This window comes from Streptomyces sp. NPDC005485 (assembly GCF_040606085.1).
Lineage (GTDB): Bacteria > Actinomycetota > Actinomycetes > Streptomycetales > Streptomycetaceae > Streptomyces.
This window is the reverse complement of the sequence record NZ_JBEXDZ010000003.1, coordinates 32,210-56,160: the sequence shown is the minus strand read 5'-3', so window position 1 is coordinate 56,160 and position 23,951 is coordinate 32,210. Positions and strand designations below refer to the sequence as shown.

At 68.5% G+C, this 23,951-nt stretch carries 26 protein-coding genes and 3 pseudogenes; 19 read left to right on the top strand and 10 right to left on the bottom strand.

All coding sequences use genetic code 11. From position 1 onward, the window contains the following. Window positions 1-22 precede the first annotated feature (22 nt). From ABZS97_RS02360 to ABZS97_RS02340, 5 genes are all read left to right on the top strand, one after another. Complete coding sequence (locus ABZS97_RS02360) at window positions 23-2,155, top strand: tyrosine-type recombinase/integrase (protein WP_356132594.1); 2,133 nt, start codon at window positions 23-25, stop codon at window positions 2,153-2,155. Next, window positions 2,145-2,567: a DUF6262 family protein gene (locus ABZS97_RS02355; protein ID WP_356132591.1), complete on the top strand. Its 423-nt coding sequence runs from the start codon at window positions 2,145-2,147 to the stop codon at window positions 2,565-2,567. The genes ABZS97_RS02360 and ABZS97_RS02355 overlap by 11 nt, the downstream gene beginning before the upstream one ends. Before the next feature lie 438 nt (window positions 2,568-3,005). Beyond that, on the top strand, window positions 3,006-3,422 hold the full coding sequence (locus ABZS97_RS02350) for a hypothetical protein (RefSeq protein WP_356132589.1): 417 nt from the start codon (window positions 3,006-3,008) through the stop codon (window positions 3,420-3,422). Between the two features lie 180 nt (window positions 3,423-3,602). Beyond that, a complete protein-coding gene (locus tag ABZS97_RS02345; protein WP_356132587.1) occupies window positions 3,603-3,767 on the top strand; it encodes a hypothetical protein in 165 nt (54 codons plus the stop codon). Between the two features lie 312 nt (window positions 3,768-4,079). Beyond that, on the top strand, window positions 4,080-4,412 hold the full coding sequence (locus ABZS97_RS02340; protein WP_356132585.1) for a hypothetical protein: 333 nt from the start codon (window positions 4,080-4,082) through the stop codon (window positions 4,410-4,412). 339 nt (window positions 4,413-4,751) lie between these two features. Here the strand turns inward: ABZS97_RS02340 and ABZS97_RS02335 are convergent. Together ABZS97_RS02335 and ABZS97_RS02330 are read right to left on the bottom strand one after the other, a co-directional pair. Next, window positions 4,752-4,892 (bottom strand): annotated as a pseudogene (locus ABZS97_RS02335) (ABC transporter ATP-binding protein); the annotation flags it as partial. After that, window positions 4,889-5,680, bottom strand: a complete 792-nt coding sequence (locus ABZS97_RS02330) for a hypothetical protein (protein ID WP_356132583.1) — start codon at window positions 5,678-5,680, stop codon at window positions 4,889-4,891. The pseudogene ABZS97_RS02335 and the gene ABZS97_RS02330, both read right to left, overlap by 4 nt. A 201-nt stretch (window positions 5,681-5,881) precedes the next feature. Between ABZS97_RS02330 and ABZS97_RS02325 the strand changes: the two genes are divergently transcribed. The 6 genes from ABZS97_RS02325 (at window position 5,882) to ABZS97_RS02300 (ending at window position 12,283) form a co-directional block, all read left to right on the top strand. After that, a complete protein-coding gene (locus ABZS97_RS02325) occupies window positions 5,882-6,826 on the top strand; it encodes an ATP-binding cassette domain-containing protein (RefSeq protein ID WP_356132581.1) in 945 nt (314 codons plus the stop codon). Beyond that, the gene (locus ABZS97_RS02320) at window positions 6,823-7,662 is read left to right on the top strand and encodes an ABC transporter permease (RefSeq protein ID WP_356132579.1); all 840 of its coding nucleotides are present in this window, start codon (window positions 6,823-6,825) and stop codon (window positions 7,660-7,662) included. Before ABZS97_RS02325 ends, ABZS97_RS02320 begins: the two co-directional genes overlap by 4 nt. Before the next feature lie 64 nt (window positions 7,663-7,726). Then, on the top strand, window positions 7,727-8,983 hold the full coding sequence (locus ABZS97_RS02315) for a sensor histidine kinase (RefSeq protein ID WP_356132765.1): 1,257 nt from the start codon (window positions 7,727-7,729) through the stop codon (window positions 8,981-8,983). After that, window positions 8,980-9,648, top strand: coding sequence for a response regulator transcription factor (locus tag ABZS97_RS02310; RefSeq protein WP_356132577.1), 669 nt, complete (start codon window positions 8,980-8,982; stop codon window positions 9,646-9,648). Before ABZS97_RS02315 ends, ABZS97_RS02310 begins: the two co-directional genes overlap by 4 nt. A gap of 203 nt (window positions 9,649-9,851) precedes the next feature. Then, window positions 9,852-11,339, top strand: a complete 1,488-nt coding sequence (locus tag ABZS97_RS02305; protein ID WP_356132575.1) for a hypothetical protein — start codon at window positions 9,852-9,854, stop codon at window positions 11,337-11,339. Window positions 11,340-11,344: 5 nt separating this feature from the next. Next, window positions 11,345-12,283, top strand: a complete 939-nt coding sequence (locus tag ABZS97_RS02300) for a YbhN family protein (RefSeq protein ID WP_356132573.1) — start codon at window positions 11,345-11,347, stop codon at window positions 12,281-12,283. A 288-nt stretch (window positions 12,284-12,571) separates the two neighbouring features. Here the strand turns inward: ABZS97_RS02300 and ABZS97_RS02295 are convergent, their stop codons facing one another. Continuing rightward, window positions 12,572-12,718, bottom strand: a complete 147-nt coding sequence (locus ABZS97_RS02295) for a helix-turn-helix domain-containing protein (protein ID WP_356132571.1) — start codon at window positions 12,716-12,718, stop codon at window positions 12,572-12,574. On the opposite strand from ABZS97_RS02295, the gene ABZS97_RS02290 reads away from it, so the two are divergent. The 3 genes from ABZS97_RS02290 to ABZS97_RS02280 are packed head-to-tail and all read left to right on the top strand — an operon-like array spanning window position 12,696 to window position 14,203. Further along, a complete protein-coding gene (locus ABZS97_RS02290) occupies window positions 12,696-13,205 on the top strand; it encodes a hypothetical protein (RefSeq protein WP_356132569.1) in 510 nt (169 codons plus the stop codon). The two genes, ABZS97_RS02295 and ABZS97_RS02290, sit on opposite strands and share 23 nt — an antisense overlap. Then, window positions 13,202-13,669: a hypothetical protein gene (locus ABZS97_RS02285; RefSeq protein ID WP_356132567.1), complete on the top strand. Its 468-nt coding sequence runs from the start codon at window positions 13,202-13,204 to the stop codon at window positions 13,667-13,669. Before ABZS97_RS02290 ends, ABZS97_RS02285 begins: the two co-directional genes overlap by 4 nt. 18 nt (window positions 13,670-13,687) lie before the next feature. Continuing rightward, the gene (locus ABZS97_RS02280; RefSeq protein WP_356132565.1) at window positions 13,688-14,203 is read left to right on the top strand and encodes a MarR family transcriptional regulator; all 516 of its coding nucleotides are present in this window, start codon (window positions 13,688-13,690) and stop codon (window positions 14,201-14,203) included. Window positions 14,204-14,260: 57 nt separating this feature from the next. Here ABZS97_RS02280 and ABZS97_RS02275 read toward each other — a convergent pair whose 3' ends face one another. The 4 genes from ABZS97_RS02275 to ABZS97_RS02260 all read right to left on the bottom strand — a co-directional run bounded on the left by ABZS97_RS02275 (window position 14,261) and on the right by ABZS97_RS02260 (window position 16,487). Beyond that, window positions 14,261-14,686 (bottom strand): PPOX class F420-dependent oxidoreductase, encoded by a 426-nt coding sequence (locus tag ABZS97_RS02275; protein WP_356132563.1) that lies wholly within the window; start codon window positions 14,684-14,686, stop codon window positions 14,261-14,263. A 71-nt stretch (window positions 14,687-14,757) separates the two neighbouring features. Continuing rightward, window positions 14,758-15,153, bottom strand: a complete 396-nt coding sequence (locus ABZS97_RS02270; RefSeq protein WP_356132561.1) for a nuclear transport factor 2 family protein — start codon at window positions 15,151-15,153, stop codon at window positions 14,758-14,760. A gap of 25 nt (window positions 15,154-15,178) precedes the next feature. Further along, window positions 15,179-15,961, bottom strand: a complete 783-nt coding sequence (locus tag ABZS97_RS02265; protein ID WP_356132559.1) for an MBL fold metallo-hydrolase — start codon at window positions 15,959-15,961, stop codon at window positions 15,179-15,181. Between the two features lie 145 nt (window positions 15,962-16,106). Continuing rightward, window positions 16,107-16,487 carry a VOC family protein gene (locus ABZS97_RS02260; protein ID WP_356132557.1) on the bottom strand — a complete coding sequence of 127 codons (381 nt, stop codon included), beginning with the start codon at window positions 16,485-16,487 and terminating at the stop codon, window positions 16,107-16,109. A gap of 283 nt (window positions 16,488-16,770) precedes the next feature. Here ABZS97_RS02260 and ABZS97_RS02255 point away from each other — a divergent pair, with 283 nt between their 5' ends. Next, window positions 16,771-17,652: a radical SAM protein gene (locus ABZS97_RS02255; RefSeq protein ID WP_356132555.1), complete on the top strand. Its 882-nt coding sequence runs from the start codon at window positions 16,771-16,773 to the stop codon at window positions 17,650-17,652. Between the two features lie 68 nt (window positions 17,653-17,720). Here ABZS97_RS02255 and ABZS97_RS02250 read toward each other — a convergent pair whose 3' ends face one another. Beyond that, on the bottom strand, window positions 17,721-18,056 hold the full coding sequence (locus tag ABZS97_RS02250) for a helix-turn-helix domain-containing protein (RefSeq protein WP_356132553.1): 336 nt from the start codon (window positions 18,054-18,056) through the stop codon (window positions 17,721-17,723). Window positions 18,057-18,121: 65 nt separating this feature from the next. On the opposite strand from ABZS97_RS02250, the gene ABZS97_RS02245 reads away from it, so the two are divergent. Next, window positions 18,122-18,967 (top strand): NmrA family NAD(P)-binding protein, encoded by an 846-nt coding sequence (locus ABZS97_RS02245; protein ID WP_356132551.1) that lies wholly within the window; start codon window positions 18,122-18,124, stop codon window positions 18,965-18,967. Between the two features lie 144 nt (window positions 18,968-19,111). On the opposite strand, the pseudogene ABZS97_RS02240 reads toward ABZS97_RS02245, so the two are convergent. Together ABZS97_RS02240 and ABZS97_RS02235 are read right to left on the bottom strand one after the other, a co-directional pair. After that, window positions 19,112-19,354, bottom strand: a pseudogene (locus ABZS97_RS02240) (GDP-mannose 4,6-dehydratase); the annotation flags it as partial. Then, window positions 19,351-20,418: a glucose-1-phosphate thymidylyltransferase gene (locus ABZS97_RS02235; RefSeq protein ID WP_356132549.1), complete on the bottom strand. Its 1,068-nt coding sequence runs from the start codon at window positions 20,416-20,418 to the stop codon at window positions 19,351-19,353. The pseudogene ABZS97_RS02240 and the gene ABZS97_RS02235, both read right to left, overlap by 4 nt. Before the next feature lie 409 nt (window positions 20,419-20,827). Here ABZS97_RS02235 and ABZS97_RS02230 point away from each other — a divergent pair, with 409 nt between their 5' ends. The 3 genes and pseudogenes from ABZS97_RS02230 to ABZS97_RS02220 all read left to right on the top strand — a co-directional run. Beyond that, window positions 20,828-22,798 carry a glycosyltransferase gene (locus ABZS97_RS02230; RefSeq protein ID WP_356132547.1) on the top strand — a complete coding sequence of 657 codons (1,971 nt, stop codon included), beginning with the start codon at window positions 20,828-20,830 and terminating at the stop codon, window positions 22,796-22,798. Window positions 22,799-22,813: 15 nt separating this feature from the next. Continuing rightward, the gene (rfbC, locus tag ABZS97_RS02225; RefSeq protein ID WP_356132546.1) at window positions 22,814-23,410 is read left to right on the top strand and encodes a dTDP-4-dehydrorhamnose 3,5-epimerase; all 597 of its coding nucleotides are present in this window, start codon (window positions 22,814-22,816) and stop codon (window positions 23,408-23,410) included. Window positions 23,411-23,438: 28 nt separating this feature from the next. Further along, window positions 23,439-23,748 (top strand): annotated as a pseudogene (locus ABZS97_RS02220) (esterase); the annotation flags it as partial. Window positions 23,749-23,951 lie beyond the last annotated feature (203 nt).

Sequence of the window (23,951 nt, the reverse complement as noted above, 5' to 3'; positions counted from 1 at the left end):
GGGCTTGTGCGCCGATCATGACGTGGCCTGGCGCAAGGCCGGGCGCCCCGAACGCGAGGCATGGATCGCGGACCCGACGAACAGGCCGGCCGGGCTGAGCCTGGAGGTGGCTTCGTGTCTGGTCGCCGAGTGCCCCTATTCCGGGGGCCTGTCGCGCCTGTGTGACCTGCACCTTTCCGGTTGTAACGCTCTGCACTCGCGCGGCCAGAGCATCGGCGTCCGTCAGTACGCGGCTACAGCGGCGGTGCTCTCACGTCCGGCTGCCGGACGGTGCGGCTTCGCGGGCTGCGGTTACGAGATCAGCCGTCATGGTCTGTGCGACGGACACCACTACCGCTGGACGAAGGTCGGACGGCCGCCCCTGTCGGAGTTGCGCGCAGAACTGGAGCGCCGTGCCGCCCCGAGCTTCTCCGTTGCAGGTCTTCCGCCGCTGGTGGCGTTGGAGTTCCAGTACCTGCTCCAGGTCCGCACCGACCAGCGCCGGTCGAAGGTGGTTCCCAGTTCGTGGGTCCGCGCGGTGAACACCGTCATCGCCGAGGGCGTCACTTCGGTGCGCGACCAACCTGCCTGCTACTGGCGCCAGTTGTCGCTCAACCACACCACCGTTCCGCAGCTCTTCACTGACTTGCTGGAAGCCCTTGGTGACCTTGACGGTCCTGCTGAGGAGTGGGACAGAGACGTGTGGCGTCCGGAACGCCTCGGCTACAGCATCGAAGAACGGCAGAAGGTCGCCCCACTGGACTTCACCGGCATCACCCAGCCCTGGCTACGGGAGCGGACCAAGCGCTACATGCGGCTGCGGCTCGCACGGACGGAACTGCGCTCGGTCGCGCGCAACCTCCACGATGTCGTTGTCTTCTCCCGGTTCATCGCCGAAAGCCGCCCGGACCAGCAGAACGACCCGGCAGTCCTGGACCGTGAGTTGCTGGAGTCGTACATCGGCTGGGTCGGCCGCAGGACGGTGGAGAAGAAGGGCCCTCACTACGGGCAGCCAGTGAGCCCCGGCAGCCGCATCCGCCTGCTGTCGGTGATCTCCACCATGCTCGAAACATGGCGCCGCTACGGCTGGCAGCCCATGCTGCCACCCGATGCCCGGATCCACCGGGACGAGTACCCGCGCCAGCGCGGGCTGAAGGCCAACTTCATCGACGAGCACCTGATGGAACAGATCGAGTCCGAGGAAAACCTCGCCCTGCTCGACCCCGAGACCCGCACGCTGGTGCTGATCTGCCGCGACGAGGGCCTCCGCATCGGCGAGGTACTCACGTTGAAGACCGACTGCCTGAAGAAGACCCCGTCGGGCCGCTGGGCCCTGGTCCACTACAAGAGCAAGGACAAGAGCTTCCGCGCCATCCCCGCCTCCGGCGTGGTCGTGGACGCTATCCGCGGGCAGCACGGCCGCGTCCGGGAACGCTTCCGCGACGGCTGCCACTGGCTGTTTCCCAAGGTCAACGGCAACCCGGACGGGAAATATCCGATGCCCTACGGCACGGTCGACACTCGCTTTGATGCCTGGCTGAAGCGCGTCCGGCTCATCGACTCCAACGGCGACGCCGCCATCGTCAACTGGCACCAGTTCCGGCACACCCTGGGCACCAGAATGGCGAACGCGGGCGTGTCCGGACGCACCATCCGCGAAGTCCTCGGTCACACCTCGTGGGAGATGCAGGAGCACTACTCACGCATCGCGGACGACACGCTTCGCCGTGAGTACGAGGAGAAGTACGAGGTCCGCTTCAACCTCAAGGGTGAGGCTGTCAAGGTCCGCCGCGACGCCGACCTGTCCGGCGTCGAGTGGCTCGCCGAGAAGATCGGGCGCCGACTCCACGCGGTGGCCGGCGGCTGGTGCGGACGGCATATCGCGCGTCCCTGCCCCAAGACCGCCGCCGACGGCTGCTACTTCTGCGAAGACTTCCAAACTGATCGGCAGTTCCTGCCGATCCACCGCGACACCCTTGCCCGCACACGCGAACTGCAGATCAACGCCACGGCAGCAGAACGCCCTCGCGTCGCCGCCGTCAACGAGCGACTGGCCACCGCCGTCGAGCATGTCATCGCGAGCATCACCGACCAGGAACACGACGAGCTGTCCCCGCCACCGGACGACCGCGAAGCCATCCACCACGAGACCGAGAGGGCAGCCGATGCGGGCTGACAAATCGGCCCACCTGGCCGAAGCCGCTCAACAACGCCGCCTGGACTGCATCGAACGCGTCCAAGCAGTCCTGAACAGCCTGGAGCGCGACGGCGGCCCGGTCACCGTCGCCGGGGTCGCCTCCCGGGCCGGCGTTTCCCGCACCTTCCTCTACGACGACGCCCAAACGGATCTGCTGACCAGACTGCGGAATCTCGCCAGCGGACAGCCCGCCTCGGGCCGCCCCGCCCTGCCTGACAAAGAGCGCATCACTACCAAGTCCCACGAGGCCGTCGTGCGCACGCTGCGAGGGGCCAACCAGAGACTCCACGAGGAGAACGAGCGGCTCCGCAACGAACTCGCGGTCACACTCGGGCAACTCCGCGACCTCCGACGAGGCATCCCCACGACCGCCGAGACCTCACGTCACTGACACTGTCAGCGACACAAACACCCAGCTCAGCACAATGGTTGAGCTCAAAGAGTCCAGATAACGGCCTGTTCGTCACTCAGAAACTCCACGGGCACGGCCGGACCGTAGCCAATGCCCAGGCCGGACCGGCGGCCTTTCACGGAACCCCGGCGAGCGCCTGGCGCGGTGTGCTAATCAACCATGATCGTTCTCACCGATAACCGCTGTAACGATGTTCCCCAAGGCCGATGTAGGCCTAACACCCACTGAACCGCCACCGTCCAGCCCGGGCTGGCGAACACCCGGTTCGCCAGACGCACCACATCCTCCGCCAGTTTCTGCAAACAGCACCAGGGACTGAAACCAGCCGAATCTGGCTGGCTAGGGCCTGCTGGCGACGCGGGCCCCGAGACTGGCGAATCATCTACTACCCGTGGGGGACTCATGATTCCAGCGACCGTGCCCACCGAAGCCATCTTCGACCGCGGCCACCTGCCTGATGAGTCTCGCCCCGTGCATGCCTGGGACGACGAAGGCGCACCGTTGGTGCTGTGGCGCAATGCACTGCGATCAGCACCGAGCATCGAGGGCTTCAAGGAAGTCCGTGAGCGCCACCAGATCGTGGGTGCCGTCCCGGGCGGGGGCTGGATGACGGAGTGGCAGGACCCCGGCGCAGGAACCTCGTTCGCTGACCCAGTGGTGGCCTGGGTGGTGTATTCTAACGGAGGGGCCCAACCTATCGACACTGACTCTTCCGGCGAGGGTATGCCGCTCGAGCCGAGCGTCAAGGACCGGCGGACCTACCACCCGGATCAGATCTCGGATACGCCGTTGCCTGGCGAGAAGACGTCAGGTGCAGAGGCAGAACACGGGTGAACAACCGCGGGCACCCGCACCGAGTCCGACAGGTCACCTACCCGCAGCTTGCTTCCCTGGGGGGTTTCCCGGACGCGAGGGAAGACGAAGATCTCGACTACAAGGCTCGGCGACCCGCCCAGAAGGGCCTCAACTCGAGGGAAACGAGGCGATCGCGGCCGTGATGCCAGCGTTCGCGCGGTGCGCCGCCGGATCGGTCCGGACAACAACATCCGGCTGCTCGAACTCGACGATCGGGTACGCGTCTACTGGATCGAGCCCGCGCTCCTGGAAGGCCTCAAGCGGGCCTTCGCCCTCGCTGAGGTCCGCCCCGATCTGCTCCGCCAGCAGCCAGCCGACTCCTGAACAGCCGATGTTGGCCGCTGGAGACGGTCCGCGGTCCGGGCGCTCCCGAGGGCGTCCCGGCCTTCACCGCGCTGACCGACGTCCTGTTCGCCGACGCAAGGGTTCGCATGCATGTGCTCTTCGACGGTGATCCCACCCACAACGTCCTCGGTGTGGAGGGGAGCGAGCAGTTCTCCACCGTCGTCCTGGTGCGCGGACACGACTGAGAGAGGACCGAGACCGGCAGCTGGGCGAGGTGCCCCGACCCGGCCACTCCCGGCAGTGACCGGTGTCACATTTCATGCGAGTGGGATTCGCGGGCTCTAAAGAGGCATGACAGACAACAGCGCGCGGCTTCCTGGGCTGCCTGATTCCACTCCCGAACCTGTGGCCAGATCCGCTGAAGAGGAAGAGGTGCCTGGCCGGCCAGTCGTTACAGGGGCGGAAGAAGGCAGTTTGGGACGGAATGAGATTGCGGGCCTGGTGCTGCTCATCAACTCCGTTCTCGGGGGCCTGGGCACCTTCTACGTAACCACCAAGTCGGTTACCGTCACGCTCGGTTCGGCTGTGCTGATCCTGATGATCATCGTCGTGGTTCTCGCCGTGGGGCTCAGGAGCGGACGTGAGGCCCGCCCGGGCCGGAAGGACGATCGGAGTGGACAGTGAGTCCGACGGATATACGGCGTTCTTCCAGCGCCGGTACCCCCGGGTGGTCGCCATGCTGATCGCCTACCGCGGTTTCGCCCCGGAGATCGCGGAGGACGCTTTGGCCGTGGCCATGACGCGCCTTCTCCTTCACTGGCGGAAAGTGTCCATGGCGCAGGCCTGGGTGAGAACCGTCGCGTTACGCCCTCTTGACGGCACTGTACGCGCATGTCGATGACCGTTCGAAGCCCCTGCGGCGGCGGGGCGTTCGCCGCGGCTGACCGATGCCGATGTTCCCGTATCTGGAGATGGCCATACACGTGGGCCTCGTTGAATGTGGCCATGTTCGCGACGATGGGCGGGCGTCCCGTCAAGGTGGACGGTTCCAGACTCGGGGCGGTGCAGGAGGATGGCGACACCGGCGAGGGAGGCGCCTCGGACGACGTGTGTGTGGCGGTCGTATCCGGCGGTGATGGTGTGCAGTGTGAACAGTGATCTCATGTTGCGGCGCGGGCGCCCTTGTCGCGTTGTGACACGGCCAAGTAGCCGACGAATCCGATGATCGCGGCCGTCCAGGCGAGGGTGACCGGCGAGAGACCGAGGCCGAGGCCGCCGCGGGTGTGGCCGAGTGCCATCCAGTCGGCGAGGGAGGCTCCGAGGGGGCGGGTGATGACGTACGCGGTCCAGAAGGCGGTCACCGCGTTCAGGGTGCCGAAGCGGTGGGCCAGGGCGGGCAGGCAGATGGCGGCGGCGAAGAGGGCGACGGAGCCGAGGTAGCCGAAGCCGATGGTGGCGGTGAGGTCGCCCGCGGCGGTGCCGAGGGCGAAGGTGGCGAGGACGGCCGTCCAGTAGAACGCTTCGCGGCGCCGGGTTCGGATGGTGTGGATGGACAGGGTGCGCTCGCTTGCGTACCACAGGGCGAAGACCGCGGCCAGTACGACGAGGAACGCCGGCGCCGACACTGCGTACGGCACGCCGAGGCCGACGTGCAGGACGTCGGCGGCCATCGTCCCGAACACGCTGACCATGACCACGGCCGTCCAGTAGGCCCAGGTGACGTACCGGCGAAGGGTGAACTGCACGGCCAACGACGTCGCCAGGGCGAGGCTGGCGAGCGCGACCGCCGGTACCGGGCCGAGCGTGCGGGCCAGGAGATCGGACGCGGTCTCGCCCATACCCGTGGTCAGCACCTTGATGATCCAGAAGTAGATGGTCACCTCCGGCACCTTGTTCGCCATCTGGCGTATGGGGGCGAGTGGCCGGTCGTCGATGACGTGCTCTGCGGTCATGATCCGCACGATCGCACTTCGAGCATGAACGCAACCTGAACGGTGCGCAGAGCAGCGGCGGCCCGTAGTACCGCGGTACGACCCGGCGAGTGCAGATCACTCCCCGGTACCACCGAATCGAGGTGTTTCGGCTCTTAGCGTTGACGGTGCGGCGTCAGGGGCGCCCGACGGACGCCGGTCTCCGAACAGGAAGCAACGCGAATGATCGACGCACAGCAGCTGACCAAGAGATACGGCGAGAAGACCGCCGTCGACGGGCTGGACTTCGCCGTCCAGCCGGGCACGGTGACCGGCTTCCTCGGGCCGAACGGGGCGGGGAAGTCCACGACCATGCGGATGATTGTCGGGCTCGACGCTCCGACTGGCGGCTCTGTCACCGTCAATGGCTACCACTATGCCCGGCACGAGGCCCCGCTTCAGGAGGTCGGCGCCCTGTTGGAGGCGAAGTCGATCCACCCGGGCCGCTCGGCCTACAACCACCTCAACGCGCTCGCGCTCACGCACGGGATCCCCCGACGCCGGGTCGACGAGGTCATCGATCTCGCGGGACTCGCCAGCGTGGCCAAGAAGCGGGCCGGTGCCTTCTCCCTCGGCATGGGCCAGCGGCTCGGCATCGCGGCGGCCCTGCTCGGCGATCCGCAGACGGTGATGCTGGACGAGCCGGTCAACGGGCTCGACCCGGAGGGCGTGCTCTGGATCCGCAACCTACTCAAGGCGCTCGCCGACGAGGGCCGGACCGTGTTCGTGTCATCCCACCTGATGAGCGAGATGGCTCTGGTGGCAGACCACCTCGTCATCGTCGGGCGGGGGCGGCTGCTGGCAGACACCACCGTGCGCGATCTCGTCCGCGAGGCGGGCGGCGACACGGTGAAGGTGGCCACGCAGGACCCGGCGCGCCTGCGGGAGGCACTGGCCGGCCCCGGCGTCGACATCACCGGCCGCGCCGGTTCCGAGGAGCTTCAGGTGACCGGGCTCAGCGCCCGCGAGATCGGCCTGAAAGCAGCCGAGCACGCGATCGCGCTGTTCGAACTGACCGCCCATGCGGTGTCGTTGGAGGAGGCATTCATGAACCTGACCAGGGACTCCGTGGAGTATCACGGCACAACCGGCATCGACACCACCGTGGCCGAGGGGAGGGCGGCATGAGCACCCTCACCGCAACCGTCGAGGCGCCCCCGGCCGGCCCTGCCCGCCCCGCCTACCGGGTGACCGGACGGCGTGTGCTGTCCTCGGAGTGGGCCAAGCTGTGGTCCCTGCGTTCGACCTGGATCACCCTGGGCCTCGGTCTGCTCTTCCTGGTTGCCTTCGGACTGATCGCCTCCAGCCGCTACAAGTCCGGCATCGACTCCGGCCACCTGGACCATGACTTCGCTCAGTCGACGGCCGTGAGTCTGTCCCTGTTCGGCACCAACTTCGCCCAGCTCGCCCTCGGTGTGCTTGGTGTGCTGGTGACGGCGGGGGAGTACTCGACGGGCATGATCCGCTCGACGCTCGCGGCCGTACCGCGTCGGCTGCCCGTTCTGTGGTCCAAGGCGGCCGTGTTCGGGTTGGTCGCTCTCGTTGTTGCCACTCTGGGCGCGTTCGTCGCCTTCGGGTTCGGCAGCGGCCTCGTCTCTGGCACGCCCGCCGCGATGAGCCTGACGCACGCGGGAGTTCTGCGAAGCCTGCTGGGCGCGGGACTCTACCTCGGCCTGGTCGGCGTGATCGGCACCGCGCTCGGCGCGCTGCTGCGGTCGGTGGCCGGCGGCATCTCGGTGCTCGTCGCCACGCTGATGCTGATTCCTGGCCTGATCTCCCTGCTGCCCAGCTCCTGGCAGGACAACATCAGCCCCTACCTGCCCAGCAACGCGGGTGAGTCGATGTTCGCGCTGACCCACGACAGCACCGCCCTGGCGCCCGCGGCCGGTCTGCTGGTCTTCCTCGGCTGGACGGCACTGGCGCTGACGGGTGCGGCGTACCGACTGGTGCGCAGCGACGTCTGAGCGCCTGCACCATGGGCAGGTGACCACCTTGACGACGACCACGTCCGCCGGCGACTTCAGCGGGATGGGACCGCTTCTGGCCCGGTTCTCCCGGGGCGGCCAGCGGCTGCGGCAGGCCGACCAGGCCCGGCCATGGGTGCTGGACACCGCGGTGGTGGTGCTGGTCTTCCTCATGTTCTGCCTGCCGGACCTGCTGCACGGTGGCGCCGGGGACGGCGACGGGCCACGCCGGTTCCGGCTCGCCTTCACCCGACTTCCCCTGGCGGCCATGCTGCTCCTTCAGGTCGGTCTGGTGCTGCCGCTGCTGTGGCGGCGGCGTCGGCCGATGACAGCCTTCGCAGTCATCACCGCCGTGTTCGTGGTGCAGTGGTCCCTGGGTGCCGCTCTGCGCGCGGACGTCGCCCTGTTCGTCGCTCTGTACAGCCTGGCTCTGCACGGGCGGCTACGGCAGCTGCCGTGGGCCTGCGGGGTGATGGCGGCGGGCATGGTGCTCGTCGCGCTGCGCGTGTCGTCGGCCGTGTCCGTCTGGGACGCGCTGTTCTTCCTGTTCAGCACGGCGATCGCGGCGCTGGCCCTCGGTTTGGTGGTGCGCACCCGGCGGGCCCAGCTCGCGGGGCTGCGGGAGCGGGCGGTGCGTCTGGAGACGGAACGCGACCAGCGCACCAGACTTGCGGCCGCCACCGAACGCGCCCGGGTGGCCCGCGAGATGCACGACATCGTCGGCCACAACCTGTCCGTCATGATCACCCTCGCCGACGCCGGCGCGTACGCCACCGAGACGGCTCCCGAGCGCGGCAAGGAGGCCCTTGAACTCATCGGCGACACCGGCCGGACGGCCCTCGGCGAGCTGCGGCGCGTGCTCGGCGTCCTGCGGGAGGCGTCCGACGCTCCCACCTCGGCGCCCCAACTCAGCCCGCAGCCCGGCGTCGCGGACATCCAGGCACTGTGTGACGGCGTGCGCGCAGCCGGTCTGGAGGTGGTCTACCGGACCGTCGGCGACGTCGACGCCCTGGACCGCGGAATGCAGTTGACGGTCTACCGCATCGTCCAGGAAGCCCTCACGAACACCCTGAAGCACGCCGGAGCCGGCACCCGAGTGAAACTGTCGGTCATCCTCCGGGACGACCGGCTGGTCGTCCGGGTCCGGGACAACGGCCCCGTCGAACGCTCCCGACCATGGAATGAGGAAGGACACGGGCTGGTGGGCATGCGCGAACGAGCGGCGCTCTACGGAGGAGACATCAGCGCCGGACCGGAAGCCGGCTCGGGATGGCTGGTGGAGGCCACCCTCGACCTGAACTCCGAAGGAGGCGCTCGGTGACCACGGTCCTCGTCGTGGACGATCAGCCGCTGCAACGCTACGGCTTCCGGGTGCTGCTTGAGTCCATCCCCGACACGGAGGTGGTCGGCGAGGCAGCGCACGGCGCGGAGGCCGTCCGCAAGACCGCCGAACTGCGCCCCGATGTCGTCCTGATGGATGTCCGCATGCCCGGTATGGACGGCATCGAGGCCACCCGCCGGATCACCGCGGCCGGGGGCCGCTCCCGCGTCCTCGTACTGACCACGTTCGACCTCGACGAATACGTCCACGCCGCCCTGCGCGCCGGAGCCAGCGGCTTCCTCCTCAAGGACGCGCGCCCCGAGGAACTCCTCGCCGGCATTCGCGCGGTCGCCGCGGGTGACGCCGTGATCGCACCAGCCCTTACCCGTCGCATCCTGGACGAGTACGCCGAGCACGCGCCCGCGGGACGGGGTGACGCGGGTGAGGACCCGCGGCTGGCCTCTCTCACCGACCGTGAGCGCGAGATCCTCGTGGCCATCGGCAAGGGCTGGACGAACGGCGAGATCGCTTCCCGCTTCGTCGTGTCGGAGTCCACCGTGAAGACGCATGTCGGCCGTGTCCTGGCCAAGATCGGCGCCCGCGACCGCATCCAGGCCGTGATCTTCGCCTATGACCTCGGGCTCGCTCGTCCCGGTAGGGGGTGAGCGGACGGCGGAGGTCACTCCAGCTGGTCGGCACTAAGCCGTTCGGGCCTCTCGCGTGGGCTGCTGCCCGCGATCCCGTCACCTTGGAGAAGTGAGGAGGCGTCGTCTCACCCGCCTCTAACCGACGAACCGTACTGTGAGATGTCCTCCTACGAGATGTAGGAGGATATGGTTCCGGGGCGTGTGACGACGAGAGGTGCAAGATGGCCGACGGCTGGAACGTCACGATGACCAGTGCCTCTCGCGCCGGCTTCCCACCGCGGAGCGCCCGGCCTCGGCGCCGGTGGGGCGAACCCTGGCTCGCGGCCGTCGCGGGGGCTTTCACACTTGCTCAGCTCGTCCTCGTACGATCGGATCTTGGTCTCGGCTGGGATGAGACGGTCTACGTCAGCCAGGTCAGCGGCCACGTTCCCGCCGCCTTCTTCAGTGCGCCCCGCGCCCGCGGCATCTCTCTGCTCGTCGCGCCGATCGCGTCGTGGTCCGACTCCACCGCCCTTCTGCGGGTCTACCTGGCGGTTCTCTCCGGCCTGGCCCTCTACTTCACCCTGCGCGTCTGGGGAGCTCACGTCATGCCGCGCGTCCTGGCTCTGGCGGGTGCCCTGTTCGCCTCCTTGTGGGTGACGGTGTTCTACGGCCCGCAGGCCATGCCCAACTACTGGGTCGCCGTCGGCGCCCTGGCCTGTGTCGGCTGCTTCGTGCGTGTCCGGGCGAACGCGGGTGACCGGGCAGCCTGGTGGGGTGTGCTCGCGGGCGCGGCGCTGATGGCGTGGATGCGCCCGATGGACGCCGTCTACGTGGTGCTGCCCCTGCTCGTCCTCGCCCTGCGCCGCCCCCGCCTCCTCGCCGTACTGGTCGCCGGCCTGCTGGCCGGCGCCGGTGAGTGGGTGATCGAGGCGTACATGAGCTACGGCGGCCTGGCGCAACGTCTCTCCGACGCCTCCCGCATCCAGCGCGGCCTCGGCTGGCACCTGGCGGTCGTCGACCAGCTGCGCAGTCTCGGCGGGCACACTCTCTGCCGCCCCTGCACCGGATCGGTTTCCAACCCGTTGGTGACTCTGTGGTGGTTCGCGCTGCCGGTCCTCGCCGCGCTCGGCGCGGTGGCCGCCGTCCGTGCCCGGCGTGCCCAGTCCGTCCTGCTCCCGCTGGCCTGCGCGGTCACAGCTGCCGTTCCTTACCTGTTCCTCATCGGCTACGCGGCCCCCCGCTTCCTGCTGCCCGCCTACGCTCTGCTCGCCCTCCCCGTCGCCCACGGTCTTGCTCACCTGGTCAGCGCCCCGGCCCGGGGGACCGGGCGGACCCTTGCCGTGAGCCTGATGGCAGCCGGCCTGGCATGCCATCTGGCCCTGCAGTACGTCGTCCTGGAACGCACCGTGCACAGTTCCGCCGCCAACCGTGACGACTGGTCCCGCACCGCGTCCGCCCTCCACCTGCTCGGCGTACGGCCGCCGTGCCTGCTCAGCGGCTACGAGGCCGTGCCGATCGCCTTCTACACCGGTTGCGGCTCGGCGCAGAGCGAGGGCCACGACACCAGCACCACGGCGGCCGCACTGACCCGGGCCGCCCACCGGGCCCCTGTCGCAGTCCTCGCCCTTCCGGGCGACCGTCCGCCCGCCTACGCGCGCACCTGGCCCGTGGAACGGGCCGGAGTTCTCCACACCTATATCGCTCCCTTCGCCCAGCAGGGGCGGTGACTGCGATGGCTGTGTCCGACCGCGTGCCCGTGACCGCGGGAAGGCGCCCTTATCTCCGGCTGGGGATCACTCTGGCGGGGCTGGCCGCCGCGGGCGGCATGCTCGCCGCGCACCGGGCCACGCTCGACAGCGGGACCGACCAACTGGCGGCCGCCGACGGGGAATGGCTGCTGCTCGCCTGCTTCGCCACCGTCGCCACATGGGTGTGCGCTGCCGTGGCGCAGCAGGGGGCGGTCATCGAGCGGCTGCCGCGGGGACGGCTGGTGGCCGCGCAGTTCGCGGCGTGCGCCGCCAACCACATCCTGCCCGCGGGGGCCGGGGCAAACTTGGTCAATCTTCGGTTCCTGACGCGGTGTGGCTTGTCCACCAGACGCTCGGCGACCGCGCTTGCCGTGAAGGCGGCCGTCGGTGGGATCGTCCGGTGCGTGCTGGGCGTGGTCCTGCTGGTGGCATCGCCGGGCGCTGTCCCGCTGTCGGCGCGGATCCCGCACCTGCTGGTCCTGGCACCCTCGGCGGTGGCAGCCGTCGTACTGGCGGTCGTGGCCAGCGGCCGACTCAGGCGGGCGGCGGCTCGGGCCCTGGCCGACGTACGGGAGGTGCATCGCTCTCCCGGGCGGGCCTGCGCACTGTGGGGCGGCTCGGTCGCCTTCGCGTTGTTGCACGCGGGCGTGGTCGTCGCCGTGGTCCACGCGCTCGGCCTCGCACTGCCTACGAGCCATGTGGTGATGGCCTACCTCGTCGCCAGCGGTGCGGCGGCTCTGCTTCCCACGCCAGGTGGGCTGGGGTCGCTGGACGCCGCGCTTACCCTCGCGCTCACGGCCGCCGGAGCACCGGGGCAGACAGCGATCTCGGCGGTCATCGGCTACCGACTGCTGACCGGGTGGCTGCCCATGGCCCCCGGCCTCCTGGTACTGGGCCTGCTGGCCCGCCGCTCCGCCCTGTGAACGACCTCGAGGTGTCGTCAGCTCGCGAGGTGGCGGGTCGGCTTCTTCGGTCTGCCGGCAGCGTGGCAGTCACCGGGACACGGAGCCGGTGAGCGTGGTGCGCCGGGAGGAGGAGCATTGGACCCCTTCTCACTCCGATGGATCCGATTGCCATTCCAACCGGTACCCGTGCCCCCGCAACGTCGTGATCTCCGGCAATCGGGTCGGTCGCCCGCTCGCCTCTGCGGCCTCGGTCAGCCTGCGCCGCAGGCCCGCCATGGTCACGTCGAGGCTCTTGGTGGGCCCGAATCAGTTCTCGTCCCACACCTCGGCCATCAACGCCTCCCGCGACACCGCCCAGCCGATCCGCTCGGCCAGCATCGCGAGCAGGTCGAACTCCTTGTCCCGCAGCGGGAGTTCGACACCGTGCAGGTTGCAGCGCCCGGGCAGGGACATCGACGACCAGGTCGCCCAACCGCACCGGCTTCCTCCGGGGCCGCCACCGCCTGCCGTCGAGGACGGCCTCGGCATCTCCGGGCCCGCCGCCCGCCGGGCCATCAAGGCCGCCGCCACCGCGCCCCAGTACACCGGCACCGTCATCACCGCACGGCAGGCCCGAAAGATCCTCGCCAATCCTCACTTGGCCGTCTACGACAATCCTCACACGCTGCTGATGTGCGTCTACAAACGCGACAAGGCCCTGTGCCACCGCGGCCTCAAGGACACCCCCAGCCTCGACCAGTGCGTCCCCGGCTGCGCGAACATCGCCCGCACCGACCAGCACGCCACCGGCCTCCGCCTCCGCGCCACCGCGCTTGACCAGCAGGCAGGCCACGTTCCCGGCCCGCTGGGCGAACGGCTACAGAGCAACGCTGCCCGGCTGCGCGACCTCGCCGACACCCACCACCGCACCCGCACCACCCTTCAGGACGGCACCGCATGAGCCCCGCACCCGACGAACGCGACCGTATCTGCGCGGCCATGGACCGCATCCTGCAGGGAACCGCGCAGCACTCCAACGGCGCGCTGACGATCGTCGCCCTGGCCCAGGAAGCCGGCGTACCGCGCAACGCACTCACCCAGCGTCACCCGGACCTCAAGAACGACTTCTACGCGCAGGTCAGGGCGCGCGGACAGACGCCGGACTCCGAGATCCGCCTGCGCCAGCACATCGCCAAACTCAAGGAGCTCCGAGCCAAGGACATAGCGGAGCTGTCCCGGCTGCGGACCGACGTCGATCACCTTGTTCGCGCTGTTCACCAACTGACCGTGGAGAACCGACAACTGCGCGGTGCACTGTCGCAGCCCGCCTCCCCCGTTCGCGTGCTGCCAACCCAACCACACCCCGAACCAAACACTCTGAGTCCCGATACCGGTGACCTACAATTAACTGTCTATGGAAGATAATTCTTTGGAAGATGAGTGATGGCTGGCACTGATCTGAAGCTGCTGTACCGGGAGCTGGTCTCGCTGGAGATCGAGTTGTGGGACGGCATCGAGGGGCGGTTGCGAGCGGAGTATGACCTGGCGCTGACCTCGTTCGAGGTACTGCACCTGCTGTTGCGGCGGCCTGGGCGGCGGATCCAGGACATCGCGGAGGAGTTCTCGATCACGGTGGGCGGGACGAGCAAGGTGGTCGACCGTCTGGAGGCGGCGGGCCTGTGCGGCCGGCGGGCCAATCCGAACGACCGGCGTTCTTCGATCGTCGAGCTCACCCCTGAGGGGCGGAAGCTGGTGGAGGGGGCGCTGAAGGTCTTCGAGGAGGAGCTGGAACTGAGGATCGGGTCGGTGATTCCTGAGGAGTCGGTACGCGAGGTGACGGCGGTCCTCAGTAGGCTGCGGGCGGCCGGGCGTGCTCTGGATGCGGAGCGGAGGGCCGCAGGTCAGACGCCAGTTCCGGCGATGCGGGCGCCGAAGCAGCCCGGCCGTTCGGCCTCGTGAGCCAGGACGTCCCGGGCACGGCAGCGGGGCAAGCAACCGTGCCCGGGACGTTGTCGTTCAGTCGGCGATGCCGTTGAAAGCGATGACTTTGTCGATGTGGGCGCGGACGAGGAGGTTGCCGGGGCCGCCGTTGCGGGCGGCGTACTCCTGGGTGCGGTCTTCGCCCATGTAGCGGGCGCCGAGCAGGCCGCCCCAGTACAGCATCTCGTCGGGGTTCGCGGAGGTGTCGGCGTGTCCTTGGAGGATGACGAACGCGTATGGGGGCTGGTCGTCGTCGACGCAGAGGGCGAAGCGTCCGTCGCGGGCGAGGTTGCGGCCCTTGACGCCGTCCTTCTCGGTGGTGAGCACGATGTCGTCGCCTTCGAGGAGGAACCAGACCGGTGTGACGTGCGGGCTGCCGTCGGCTTTGACGGTCGACAGCTTGCCGGTACGGGTGCCGTGCGTGACGAACGCCCGCCACTGCTCGTCGGTCATCTTCCGCATGCGATGCCTTTCACTGGTGGGGCCGTCGCCGAGCCCCGAGGCCCGGTCGGCCTCGGGGTGCATCGTGGGTGTCAGCGGCCCCAGAAGGCGTCTTCGGCACTCTGGTCGCCGGAGAAGAGCCACATCTCGGTGATCTTGCCGTTCTGGATGCGCAGGAGGTCCACGCCGTCCATGGCCATTGACGTGTTGCCGCGGCGGCCGGTGAAGTGGATGGTGGCGGCGACCAGGTCGCCGTTGCCCATGAGGGAGTGGATTGCGTCGATGGCGAAGGTGCCCTGGCTGGCCTCCATCATGCTGCCAAGCATCTGGAAGACCGCGCCCTGGCCCTTGTGGTCGCCTGAGAACTGGTTGGCGCCAGGCTGGTGCCAGACGATCTGCTCGTCGAGGAGGCCGCCGAGGGCGGCCATGTCTCCGGTCTGCACGGCCTGGAAGTAAGCGCGGGCCAGGTCAAGGTTGGCAGTGGTCATCGTGGTCTCCTTGGGTTCGGTCGGGTCATCGGGCGAAGTCGAGGCGGTCGGCGAGGCCGGCTGCGGTGAAAGCGGCCTGGATCTCGCCGTGGCCTTCCTGGAAGTGGGCCCAGCTGTCGTAGTGCGCGGGGACGACGCGTCGGGCGCCGAGTGCCTTGGCGGCCTCGGCGCCCTGGGCGCTGTCGAGGGTGAGCAGGGCGCCGTCGAAGGCGAAGGGCATGCGGGCGCCGCCGAGGAAGAGGATCGCGGTGTCCACCGGGGCGAACCGCTCGGCGATCTCCTCGACGTGCTCCAGGGCGGCGTTGTCGCCGCTGACGTAGACCGAGGGCAGGTCGTCGGAGGTGAGGATGAAGCCGATGACGTCGCCTGTGATCGGCTCACAGCCCACGGGGCCGTGCCGGGCGGGCACGCCAGTGACGGTCACGGTACCGCCGTCGGGCCGCTTGAGCTCGGCCGTCTGCCAGAAAGCGAGGCCGAGCGCGGTGCCGCCCAGGCGGCCGGCGCCGCTCTCGGTGGTGAAGACGACCGGCACCTCGGACAGGAGGGCACGGCCGGCGCTGTCGAGGTTGTCGTCGTGCTCGTCGTGGGAGAGCAGGACGGCGTCGACGCGGCCGAGGCCGGCGGCGGTGACCGTTGAGGGGGCCGTCTTGATGAGCTTGTGGTCGCCCGGGAGGGGCATGGGGTACTCGCCGGGCGGGTCGAAGGTCGGGTCGGTGACAAGCCTGAGCCCGCCGTACTCGATCAGGGTGGTCGGGCCGCCGTAGACGCGGACGGGGATCTTTTCGCTGGTGGCGCTGGCGCCGGACATCGGAACCTCTCAGTCGGGGGAACGGTGGTACAAGGCCCTGCGGCGTGCTCCGGCGGGGAGACAGGGCGCAAGAGGCACGGGTTACGGGGCCGCCCGCTCCCTGAAAGGGCAGCCGGCAGGGGTGGCCGGCGGCCCAGGGCCGGACTTACGGGGCGGGTACGCAGAACACGCCGAAGTGGTGGCCCGCTGTGTCCTTGAGCCGGGCGAAGGTGAAACCCGCGGAGTCGGAGACCGGCGCCATGAGCACCTCGGCGCCCAGTTTCTCGGCGCGCTCGACGGTCGCGGCGACGTCCTGGACGAAGACGTAGAAGATCGCGTAGTTGGGGAAGCCGCCCTCCGACTCCCATACGCCGCCGGCCGGTTGCTGGGCGCCCGGCGTCATCACCGAGTGATAGGTGACCCCCGGGGTGTTGGTGTTGAGGACGTACTGCCAGTCGAAGAGCTCGCCGTAGAACTCCTTGACCTTCTCCGGCTGGTCGGTACCGAACTCGAACCAGGCGACCGAGTTGAAAGCGGGAACGGTCATGACGCTCACTCCTTACGCCCCGTAAGGGGAGAAATCTCTCTGCGGCAGGCCGAATCCAGGCAGTGAAGGTCACCGCGCGCTGGGGCGACATGCCGGACCGGCAGCGATGAGGGCCCGGAACCGGCTCGGCGTCCAGCAAACCATTTACATTCCATGGAAGCAACTTCCTTCGATTATTATTCCATGGGTACGGGTTCGGTGGTTCTCGGATGACCGGCCCGCAGACAGCGGAGGAACCCGGCGCCTCGTACGCGGACCGCCGGGCCAGCAGGAAGGAAGCGCCATGGAACCGGTCGAGATCGAGGCAAAGACCCTGATCCAGAAGTCGAAGACCCCGTCGAACGACTACGTCATCAACCCCTACACCGGCTGCGTGCTGGGCTGCGCCTACTGCTTCGCCAGCTTCGCCGGGCGCCAGTTCGGCCGGTCCGTCAAGGAGTGGGGCGACTACCTGTACGTGAAGAAGAACGCGGTCGAACTCGCCCGCAAGGAGCTGGCGAAAATGCCGCAGGGCAAGCGGCGGGGCACGATGCTGCTCAGCTCGGTCACCGACCCCTACCAGGGCCACGAGACGAAGTACCGGCTCACCCGCGGCATCCTGCGCGAACTGCAAGCGGTCGAGTACCCGGGCCTGGTCCGAATCCTCACCAAGTCGCCCGTCGTCACCCGCGACATCGACCTACTGACCAGCCTGCCGCGCGCCGAGGTCGGCATGACCGTGACCACCACCGACGACAAGGTCAGCCGCTGGCTGGAGGTCCGCGCCCCGCTCGCCTCCCGCCGCCTGCGCACCCTGGCCGAACTCAACGCGGCCGGCATCCACACCTACGCCTTCGTCGGCCCGCTCCTGCCCCACTTCGCCACCCAGCCCGAGCTTCTGGACGACCTTTTCGGGCAACTCGTCGAGGCGGGAGTCGGTGAGGTGTTCATGGAGCACATCAACCTCAAGAGGTACATCCGCGAGCGCATGGACCAGGTTCTCGCCGACGAGCCCGAGGACGTCCGCGAGGCATACCTCCAGGCGCGGACGAAGGAGCACCGCGAACACCTCGACGCGATCGTGGCGGAGCTGCTGGACAAGCACGGGCTGCGGCTGCGCTTCGAGGAGGTCGTCCACCACGACGACAACGACGCCCTGCGGCAGAGGCTCGCATCCTCAGCGTGACCATGACCATGACCATGACCATGTCCGGGGGCCGGGGGCCGGGGGCCGGGGGCCGGGCCAGAGGTACCTCAGGCGGTGACGCCGGACTCGGGATCCGGCACCCCCATGGCCCACGTCCCCATAGCCTCCAGGACCTCGCGCAGCCCCTCACCCAGAGGGGTCAGCGCGTACTCGACGCGCGGCGGGATCTCCGCATACGTCGTGCGGGTGACGATGCCGTGCCGCTCGAACTGGCGCAGTCGGCTGGTCAGGGTGTGCGGACTGATGCCCGGCAGGGCCTCGCGCAGCTGGTTGAACCGGTGGGAGCCGTGGAGCAGTTCGCGCACGATCAGGGTGGCCCACGGCCCGTTGAGCAGCGTGAGGAACCGGGCGACGCCGCACTCGGGAAGACAGGGATCAGTCACAATTCCGGACCGTACCCCATTAGTGCAGTTGATGTAACTGGTGCACCGCATGCACTAATAGCGTCATGACCTACGTAATACATGGCGCCACCGGCGCCCAAGGCGCCCCTGTTGTCGCCGCTCTCGCCGATGCGGGCAAGTCCGTGACTGCTCTGACCCGCAACCCCGACGCCGTCGTGCCCGGCGCGCAGCGCGTCGTGGCCGCTGGCTACGCCTCCGCCGCCGACCTGACCGACGCCTACCGAGGCGCCGAGGGCGTCTTCGTCCACCTGCCGGTGGCCTCCGAGGAGGACCGCCAGACCTACGCGCACAACATCCTCACTGCTGTCGGCGAGGCCCGGCCGGACCGCATCGTGTTTTCCACCAGCGGTTTCCCCATAGATCCCGCCATCGGCGGTGCCGCCGCGACCCTGGCCGCCGGCCTGGCCGACAGCGGTGTGTCCCACGCGGTCATCGCACCCGAGCTCTACCTCGAGAATCTGCTCATGCCGCACGTCATCGGCTCGGTCCGCGAGCGCGGCGTTCTGCCTTACCCGATCCGGGCCGACTTCCCCGTCTCCTGGGCCTCCCACCTGGACATCGCCGACGCTGCCGTCGCCTCGCTCGACCGCACGGACGTCACCGGCGTGGTCTCCGTCGGCCAGTACCCGGCGATCACGGGGCCGGACCTGGCCGAAGCATTCGGCGCCAGGCTCGGACGGGACGTGGTCTTCGACCAGATCACCGCCGAGGAGTTCCGTACCTCAATGGCTCCCCTGATCGGGGAGAGCGCCGCCGCTGACATCGCAGGGGCGTACCAGGCGATGAGCTCCATGCCTGGCCGCGCGATCGCACCGGAAACCTCCGCCCAGAGGTTGCTGGGAGCCACCCCCCGGACCACATGCCAGTGGCTGGCCGACATCGGCCTCTGACCACAACCTCTGTCAGCTCCGGCCGACTTCGCCAAGGTTTGGCAGGCCGCCGTATTGAGCGGGCGGCCCTGCCAAGCCTTCAAGTACTGCCGACCGCCCGGGCCAGGGCCCGTCCCGACTTCAACACGCTGAACTTGACAGGGAAACCACCTCGTCGTGCTCGGCCATCAGCTTCGCGACCGGTTCGGGGTCGCAGATGTCGCCCTGGACGAAAACGAAGCCCGGGTGGTCGCGCACCTCGTGGAGGTTGGCCGGGTTGCCCGCGTACGTCAGCTTGTCCAGGACAGTGATCGCCACGTCATCCGGGCCCTGCGGGCCGAGGAGGGTACGGACGTAGTGGGAGCCGATGAATCCGGCACCACCAGTTACCAGGATTCTGGTCGTCATGAAGAGATTTGCACCTTGCTGTGGTCGCCGAGGACGAGACGGTGGGCTGCGGGCTTGCGGGGCGCGGGGGTGATTTGGACGTTGCGGCCGATGAGCGATGCCTCGACCCGTCGTACGCCGGTGATGGAGGACTCCCGCAGGACGATGGAGTACTCGACCTCGCTGTCGTCGATCCGGCAGTTCTCGGAGATGGAGGTGAACGGGCCGATGTACGAGTCGCTGATCACCGAACCGGGACCGATGACGGCGGGGCCGACGATGCGCGAGGCACGGACCTCGGCCCCGGCGTCGATCCGCACGCGGCCGATGATCTCGCTGGAGGCGTCGACGGTGCCCTCGGTGCGGGACTCGAGCGTCTCCAGGACGGAGCGGTTGACCTCCAGCATGTCGGCGACGTTCCCGGTGTCCTTCCAGTAGCCGGAGATGGTCGACGAGCGGACGTCCTTGCGCTGGTCGATCAGCCACTGGATGGCATGGGTGATCTCCAGCTCGCCGCGCCAGGAGGGCTCGATGACGCGGACGGCCTCGTGGATGGCGGGGGTGAAGAGGTACACACCCACCAGCGCGAGGTCGCTCTTGGGCTGTTTCGGCTTCTCCTCCAGCCCCTTCACCCGGCCGTTCTCGTCGAGCTCGGCGACACCGAACGACGTCGGGTTGGGGACCGGGGTCAACAGGATCTGCGCGTCAGGGTGTTGCGTGCGGAACTCGTCGACGAGGCCGGTGATGCCGCCGACGATGAAGTTGTCGCCGAGGTACATGACGAAGTCGTCGTCGCCCAGGAACTCGCGCGCGATGAGCACCGCGTGCGCCAGGCCGAGCGGCTTGCCCTGCCGGATGTATGTGACGTCGATTCCGAGCTTCGAGCCGTCACCCACGGCTTCCCGGATCTCTTCGGCGGTGTCGCCGACGATGATCCCGACATCCGTGATGCCGGCGTCGGCGATGGCCTCCAGGCCGTAGAACAGCACGGGCTTGTTGGCCACGGGCACCAGCTGCTTGGCCGATGTGTGGGTGATGGGACGGAGGCGCGTGCCCGAGCCACCGGAGAGAACGAGAGCTTTCATTAGCGGCATATTGGATCCCATCAAGGCACCTTGTCGCATTTCGTCAAGGGTCCAGACGATGCGCGGGCAGCGGCTGTTCAGGCCGCCCGCCGACTAGCGCCGGGAGCTGTTCGACGAGATCCACCAGGTGGTTGTCGGACGCTTCGGGCATCTCTGCGGGGTGGAGCGGACGGCCGTACTCTACAACATGTAGTAGGTTAAGTCGTACGGGATGTAGTAGTTCCGGCGATGGTCACCTCCTCTCGGATTCAACGAGTTGTAGTAGATCCACGCGATCTGGGAGGTCGCACTACACGGGCGTGCTGGAACAGCACCCTGCGGGCTGCGGCGATGCCGATGCGTCCGTGCGGGGCGAGGCGTCCGAGGTGGCCGTCACGAAGTCACTCAGTAGCGGAGGCGGAAAAGACACGTGCCCATCAAGGTGAGCGTGGTGATCCCGGTCCACAACCCGGGCAACTACATCGAGGACTGCATCGCCTCTCTTCTGCGCCAGAGCCTGCCGAGCGACGAGTACGAAGCGATCTTCGTCAACGACGGCTCCACCGACGAGACCCCCGAGCGCTTGGACCAACTTGCCGCCGAGTACCCGCACATGCACGTCATTCATCAGGAGGCGTCGGGCTGGTCGGGCAAGCCGCGCAACGTCGGCATTGCGGCTGCCAAGGGGGAGTTCATTCAGTTTGTGGACAACGACGACTGGCTGGGTGACGAGGCTCTCGAGCGTATGTACAACTTCGGCGTGCAGAACAGCGCCGACGTGATCGTGGGAAAGATGGCCGGCAAGGGGCGTCCGGTGCCGCGGGAGCTGTTCCGCAAGAACCGGCCATACGCGAACGTCGAGAATGCCCCGCTGATCGACAGCCGCACCCCACACAAGATGTTCCGCAAGGATTTCCTTGACCGGCACAACCTCCGCTACATGGAGGGCCGTCGGCGCTTGGAGGACCACGTCTTCGTCACCGAGGCTTACCTGCGGGCCGACAACGTCTCCGTCCTCAGCGACTACATCTGCTACTACCACCTCAAGCGGGACGACGCGTCCAACGCGGGTTTCCAGCGATTCGACCCGGTTGGCTACTTCAAGAATCTCCGCGAGGCCCTGGACGTCGTCGAGGAGCTCACCGAGCCCGGGCCGCTGCGTGACAAGCTCTTCCGCCGCTGGCTGCGCGTTGAGATGGTCGAGCGGACGCGCGGGCTGCGGCTGCTGAAGCTGCCCGCCGACTACCGCCAGGAACTGTTCAACGAGATCCACAAGGTGGTCATCGAACGCTTCGGCCCCGGTGTCGCCGCGGGCATGCAGCCCACGCAACAGATTGTCGCCGGGCTGATCGCGGCCAACCGCCTGGACGACATCGAGAAATTCGCCGAGTGGGAGAAGGGCATCAAAGCCTCCGGCATGCTGGAGAGCCTGAGCTGGGACAACGGAAAGCTGAGCATCGCCTTCACCGCCGAATACACCTCGGGCGGCGCCCCCGTCACCTTCCGTGCCGACGGCGACAAGGACCTGCTCGCCCCGCCGCTGCCGCAGAGCATCCTGGACGTGATCGCGCTGGCGGGCGCGGACACCTCCGCTCCGTTGGGCAAGTCCAAGGTGGACTTGGTCGTACGCGAGCGCGATACGGCGGCAGAATTCTTCCAGCCCGTCGAGCTGACCCGCGAGAAGGCCGCTGTGGAGGGCCGGGATGGCTACTTCCGGCAGCTCCTGCGGGCCACCGCCAAGGTCGACCCGCTCACGGCGGCGAACGGGGCAGAACTGGACGACGGCATCTGGGACGTGCTCATCCGGATCAGCTCCTGCGGCTGGGCCAAGGAGGCCCGCCTGGGCTCCGTGCGCAGCGACGACGCCCGCCAGGGGCGCACCGGCGCCCTGGTCGGCTCCCGACAGCGCCTGGTGCTCCCGTACTGGACCGATCCGCACGGCAACCTCTCGCTGGACATCGGACAGAAGACCAACCGGCTCACGTACGACCTCGCCGCCGTGGCCTCGGCCGAGGCCACGGTCACCGGCGACCTCGCCCGCCTCACTGCAGTCCTGCCGCTGCACGTCCCGGGCAGGGCCGACGTCACGCTCAAGCTGACAGGCCTTCGCGCGAGCCGCACCTCGACCGTGCCAGCTGTGCTGGCGGACCGCCCGGCCGGCGGCGCCGAGTTGTCCGCCGACCTTCCACTGCGCGACCTCGCCGACGGCCAGTGGCGACTGGGGCTGACCCTTCCCGCCGCCGGCAAGGAGAAGTCCGTTGCGCTCGCCCTGGCCCTGCGGGCCGATTGCGGCACTCTCGTCGTCAAACCGGTCGCGGCCGTCGCTGAGCCCCCGGTCCCTGCGCGCAAGTCGACTCTGCGCCGCCTGGCCGGCAAGCTCCGCCGCGCCCTCATGAAGTAGAGGAATACGGACAAGATGCGACCTCTGGGTATCGAAGGCGCGTGGGTGCTGGAGCCGAAGGTCTTCCCCGACGACCGGGGCAGCTTCCACGAGTGGTTCCGGGGCGCCGAGTTCCGCGCGGCGGCCGGCCAGGACCTCAACCTGGCCCAGGCCAACTGCTCGGTCTCGAAAGGGGGCACCCTGCGGGGCATCCACTTCGCTGACGTGCCGCCCAGCCAGGCCAAGTACGTCACGTGCGTGCGCGGTGCGGTCATCGACGTCATCGTCGACATCCGAGTCGGCTCACCGACGTACAAGCGGTGGGAGGTCGTCCGGCTTGACGATGAGACCCACCACGCCGTCTACCTGTCGGAGGGTCTTGGGCACGCGTTCTGCGCGCTGACCGACGAGGCCACTGTGGTCTATCTCTGTTCCGAGGGCTACGCCCCTGAGCGCGAGCACGGCATCCACCCGCTCGACCCCGACCTCGCCATCGAGTGGCCGCCCGGTATCAAGCCGCTGCTGTCCCCCAAGGACGCGCAGGCGCCGACCCTGGCCGAGGCGGAGACGAAGGGACTGCTCCCGGCCTACGAGGACTGTGTGGCCTTCCGCAGGACGCTCCGAGGCGACTGATCCGCCCAGCCGTGCGGTGGGTCCTTCTGTGACATCAGAGAACAAGCACGGCGAACGGGGTTACGCGCAGACGCTGGCCTTCATCACGGCCGCCAAGGCCCCCATGCGCGTCGCCTCGATTCTGCCCGAGAACGGCAGCCACAACTTCCCCACCTGGGTACGGGAGATGCCCGCCGCCCTGAAGTGGATGAACCAGCAGCTGACCTTCCCCCAGGACGTCGTACCGCGGCACCATCCCGCCAAGTTGACTGTGACCGCCCCTCGCCCCAAGCCCGGCCCCAGCTCCCTGCGCGCCCGCGGGCAACGAGCCCACGCCCACCGCAGCGGTGCACAAGTGACCGCTGCCGCTGACTGCTCCTTCCTTGAGGCCAGCAGACCACTGCATCTGAACCAGTAGGACCCTTCCCGAGGCGGTCAAGCGCGGCGGTATCGCAAATCCACGGGCTGCGCAGAGTGGCCGTCGTAGATGCGGGCCACCGGACCGGCTCGATACCGGGACAGTCGAACAGCCGCACTCCGAGCATGACCGGTGCCAGGTGCA